The organism is Ruminococcoides bili, from assembly GCF_040093295.1.
GTDB classification, from domain to species: Bacteria; Bacillota; Clostridia; order Oscillospirales; family Acutalibacteraceae; genus Ruminococcoides; species Ruminococcoides intestinale_A.
In genome coordinates this window covers 1-4888 of the sequence record NZ_JBBNJY010000069.1, presented here as the reverse complement: position 1 = coordinate 4888, position 4888 = coordinate 1, and the positions used below count along the sequence as shown (strand labels likewise).

Here is a 4888-nt window from a genome sequence, read left to right as displayed (position 1 = left end):
CCAAACTTTTATAATTGCTTGATAAAGCAATCAGCTAAACTATAATTTGCTTCAACTAAAGAATCTGAATTTTAAAATTCGGCAGATACCATTGCAAAGCCTCTTCGTAGCTGTATCCGTCATTACAAAGATAATTTATTCCGTTAAGGCTTACACCGTAATATTCCCCGTCATCGGCATTTGCATAGCTGTCCCAAGGGGAGGCAACAGCGGTAAGGTACGGATATTCGCTGTTCGTTGAAGTTTTGCCGTTGGTAAAATCGCAAAAAGGTATATAAAACGCTTTGCCGTCTGCGCAGAGCGCTTTTTTATATACGGAAGATACGGCGGATTTGATTTTATTGTAATTTTCTTTAACGGAATTTTCTGCTTTGCTTTCGGGTAAACATATGTCAATATCCGACAAATCGTAACTGTCGGGAGATACAATATAATTCGTATAAAGAATTATTGTCAATGCTTTTAAGGTTTCTTCGCAGTAATTTTCATTGTATTTTGCCGCTACCATACCGCAAAGGTCAGATTCGGTGAGCGGCGATTTTTCTGATTCGGAATTTTCTTTTGCGACAGATTTTGTTGTAGTTTCAACTATGGTTTCGCTTTTTGACGGCTCGTTTGCGGTAACGGGTTCTGTTGCTTTATCCGCAGTCGAATTTGAAGTGACAGCGGTTTGAGGCGACGAGCACTTAGAGATTATTATGGGCAAAAAAGCCATTGTAAGCAAAAATATTATTATAAATATAACTTTTGTTCTCATAAATTCCTCTCTTTTCGTATAACTTTGCAAAAGTGAATTTTTACTTTAATAATTCTTGACATAAGCGTATAATTGGCTTAAAATAATATATGTAAAAAATTCGGCTAAAATAACCGTTATATTGTTTGAAGAAACGGAGATAAGTATGAAGATTAAATTATCATGGATTCCATTTATCCCTGCCGTTCTTGCCATGGTTGCGCTTAGACTTTTAAGTGTATTCGGTAATGACGATACAGGAACGATGAGCGGAATGAACGCATTGTTGTTTTCTTATTTAGCAGTTGGCGTTGCACTTGTTCTTTTTGTGCTGTGCATATTTTTTAATATTTTGGACAAAAAAACCGCACCGGTTTATGAGTCAAAACGAAATGTGCCCGCGGGTGTTTTTGCGGTGCTTTCCGCCGCATTTGCGCTTGCATATTCCGTAATGACCATTTTGACAAGAAAAGACAGCGAGTATTTGCTGATGTCCATTATTTGCGCATTCCTTGCAATGCTTGCCGCTATCGGACTTGTTTTTATGGCAAGAACTCATTTTACGGGTTTTGCTCCGGTGTCTAATATTGCTTTTCTGTATATTTTCCCGACACTCTGGGCAGTTTCGGAATTGATTTCGTGTTTTCTTGAGGCAACAAAGCTTTCAGTATCGGCATCAGATATGTCGCTTTTGTTCTGCTTTATTTTCCTTACCTTAAGTTTGTTCCCACAGGCAATGGTAATTTCAAAAATTCCCGGAAGAAACCCTGTTAAAGCAACATTTATCTATGGCTTGCCGTCAGTCGCTTTCGGACTTTCGTACGGTGCGTTCCTTATAGCACGAGTTATTTTTGACAGTGCAGACGGTATGGCTCTTATTGCAGGTGTAATGTTTATTTCTTTCGCTTTGTATCAGCTTTTCTATATTATTGAGCTTACAAGAGGCGCACTTAAGAAAGATGATGTGCAGATTGTAGATGCTTTTACAGATGATGACGATACAGCCGATAACAGCGGCAAGAGTGACGAACTTGTTTTCTCGGATGAAGAGAAAAAAGACGAGGATTATGCTCAAAACGCTACTGCAGATACCGATGATTTTATTATGGGTTATGAGGCTGACGACGATGTTCCGAATATTTCCGCTCCTAAAGTTATCGGCGATAAAAATTCGGAAGACGATATTACAGGCGGATTTTTCTTTGGCGTAGGTGCTGATGATGACGATGATGATTCGTCACATAGTATTTTGGAAACAAGACGACAGAAGAAAGAAGAAAAACTTATGGGCGAGATTGACAAGTTGCTTGCAGAGCTTGACGAACAGCAGCAGGAACTTAACGACAAGAAATAAGTTTTGAAAATTAATGCTTGACATTTCAATTCGGCGGTGTTAATATTAAGTAAAATAAAGTACTTCGATAAGGACACGGTTTAAAAACCTACTTTTTAAGAGAGCGAAAATGTTTGCTGTGATTTTTCGCATAAGTAATTTTAAGCTACCACCTTTGAGTCTGCACAGGAAATGGTGCGGCGTATGACTGCGTTAAGGTTGTAAAGAGGGCATAGTTATTATGCCAAAGTTGGGTGGAACCACGAAGTATATTCGTCCCGATATTCCTTTTGGAATATCGGGCTTTTTATTTCTTATGATTAAGGAGAATGAATATGATTAATGTTGAATTAAAGGGCGGTACAGTCAAGGAGTTTGAAAGCGGAGTAACTCCTGCTGAAATTGCAAAATCTATCGGTATGGGACTTTATAAGTCTGTATGCTGTGCAAGAGTTGACGGCAATGTTGTCGACTTGCGTACACCTATTACAAAGGATTGCAGAGTAGATCTTCTTACTTTCGATGAGCCTGACGGTAAAAAAGCGTTCTGGCATACTGCATCACACATTCTTGCGCAGGCTGTCAAGCGCCTCTATCCAAGTGCAAAATGCGCTATCGGTCCTGCCGTTGACAACGGTTTTTACTATGATTTTGAAGTTGAAAAGCCGTTTACATCCGAAGACCTTGAGAAAATCAAGGCAGAGATGAAGAAAATCGTTAAGTCGGGTATTGAGATTGAGCGTTTTGAGCTTGCTCCCGACGAAGCGGTAAAAATGCTTGAAGAGATGAACGAGCCTTACAAGGTTGAACTTGCTAAGGAACATTCCGATAACGGCGAACACATCAGCTTTTATAAGCAGGGCGATTTTACAGACCTTTGCGCAGGTCCTCACCTTATGAGCGTTGCACCTATTAAGGCTGTTGAACTTACAAACTGCACAGGCGCATACTGGAGAGGCGACGCTAACAACCATCAGCTTTGCAGAGTTTACGGTGTAGCGTTCCCTAAAGCATCTATGCTTGAGGAACACCTCACAATGCTTGCAGAGGCAAGAAGCCGTGACCATAACAAACTCGGCAGAGAGCTTGAGCTTTTCACAACATCAGATGTAATCGGTCAGGGTCTTCCTATCCTTCTTCCAAAGGGCGCAAGAATCGTTCAGCTTTTACAGAGATTTGTAGAAGACGAGGAACAGCGTCGTGGCTGGTTACTTACAAAAACACCTTTTATGGCTAAGAGCGACCTTTACAAAATCAGCGGTCACTGGGACCACTATATGGACGGTATGTTTGTACTCGGTGATCCTGAAAAAGATGATGAAGTATTTGCACTTCGTCCTATGACTTGCCCGTTCCAGTATCAGGCTTATCTTAATCGTCAGCGTTCATACAGAGATCTTCCTCTCCGTTACAATGAAACTTCAACACTTTTCAGAAATGAAGCAAGCGGCGAGATGCACGGACTTATCAGAGTTCGTCAGTTCACAATTTCCGAAGGTCATCTTATGTGCTTGCCTGAACAGCTTGAGGACGAGTTCAGAAACTGTCTTGAGCTTGCTATTTATATGCTTAAAACACTCGGTCTTTATGAAGATGTATCTTACAGATTCTCACAGTGGGATCCTAAGGACAGAGCTAAGTATATCGGTACTGCCGAGCAGTGGGACGAAGCACAGGGCATTATGCAGAAAATCCTTGACCACCTTGAAATTCCTTATGCTATCGGCGTAGGTGAGGCTGCTTTCTACGGTCCTAAACTTGATATTCAGATTAAGAATGTTTACGGCAAGGAAGATACACTTATTACAATTCAGATTGACCAGATGCTTGCAGAAAAATTCGGTATGGAGTATGTAGATAAGGACGGCTCAAAGAAAAATCCTTATATTATTCACAGAACTTCAATCGGTTGTTACGAGAGAACGCTTGCACTTCTTATTGAGAAATATGCCGGTGCATTCCCGATGTGGCTTGCTCCTGTTCAGGTTAAACTTCTTCCTGTTGCAGACAGACACCTTGACTATGTTTACGAAATCAAAAAGGCTCTTGACGCTTGTGGTATGCGTGTTGAGGTTGACTCAAGAAGTGAGAAAATCGGATATAAGATTCGTGAGGCACAGCTTGAGAAAGTTCCTTATATGTTCATTATCGGCGACAAGGATGTAGAGGCTAATACTGTTTCTGTTCGTCACAGAAAAGAGGGTGACCTCGGCGCAATGAAACTTGAGGACTTTATTGCAATGGCACAGAAAGAAATTTCTACAAAGGAAATTAAATAACTTGTAATAAGAATTATTTGATTTGTAAATATTATTTAAAAACTTCAAAAGTAAGGAAAATAAAAAATATTGCGAAATTTTGAAAAAAGTTTTGAAAAACACTTGCATTTTGCTTATTTTTGTTGTATAATCTATCTGTTATTATGCAGAGTCAGGCAGGTGAGGAAAATGAAAGAGAACATCCATCCAGATTATCAGCAGACAACAATTACATGTGCTTGCGGTAATGTTATTGAAACAGGTTCAACAAAGAAGGACATTCGTGTTGAAGTTTGTTCAAAATGCCACCCATTCTTCACAGGAAAGCAGAAATTGGTTGATACCGGCGGACGCGTTGACAGATTCAAGAAGCGTTTCGGTATGAACAAATAATTTTTTATATCGTAATTGTTGAGGCGGCACTTAGTGCCGCCTTTTTGACTGTTATCCCAAAAAGACGGTTATTTTTCAATAGTTGGGGTGAATTATGGTTTAGCAAATTGATTTGCCAATCAATTATAAAAGTTTGGTCAACCTTTGAAAAGGTTGACCAAACAGATC

4 protein-coding genes and 1 other annotated feature are annotated in these 4888 nt (G+C 39.9%); of the genes, 3 read left to right on the top strand and 1 reads right to left on the bottom strand.

Going from position 1 to position 4888, the window contains the following annotated elements; translation table 11 throughout:
* Positions 1 to 55: 55 nt before the first annotated feature.
* Positions 56 to 757: a hypothetical protein gene (locus tag AAAY30_RS11150; protein WP_302190970.1), complete on the bottom strand. Its 702-nt coding sequence runs from the start codon at positions 755 to 757 to the stop codon at positions 56 to 58.
* 145 nt (positions 758 to 902) lie between these two features.
* Between AAAY30_RS11150 and AAAY30_RS11145 the strand changes: the two genes are divergently transcribed.
* From AAAY30_RS11145 to rpmE, 3 genes are all read left to right on the top strand, one after another.
* Positions 903 to 2090: a hypothetical protein gene (locus AAAY30_RS11145; RefSeq protein ID WP_337781612.1), complete on the top strand. Its 1188-nt coding sequence runs from the start codon at positions 903 to 905 to the stop codon at positions 2088 to 2090.
* Positions 2091 to 2145: 55 nt separating this feature from the next.
* Positions 2146 to 2353 (top strand) — a binding site (T-box leader).
* Between the two features lie 51 nt (positions 2354 to 2404).
* Positions 2405 to 4348: a threonine--tRNA ligase gene (thrS, locus tag AAAY30_RS11140; RefSeq protein WP_295058404.1), complete on the top strand. Its 1944-nt coding sequence runs from the start codon at positions 2405 to 2407 to the stop codon at positions 4346 to 4348.
* 168 nt (positions 4349 to 4516) lie between these two features.
* On the top strand, positions 4517 to 4720 hold the full coding sequence (rpmE, locus tag AAAY30_RS11135; RefSeq protein ID WP_294663589.1) for a 50S ribosomal protein L31: 204 nt from the start codon (positions 4517 to 4519) through the stop codon (positions 4718 to 4720).
* Positions 4721 to 4888: the final 168 nt, after the last annotated feature.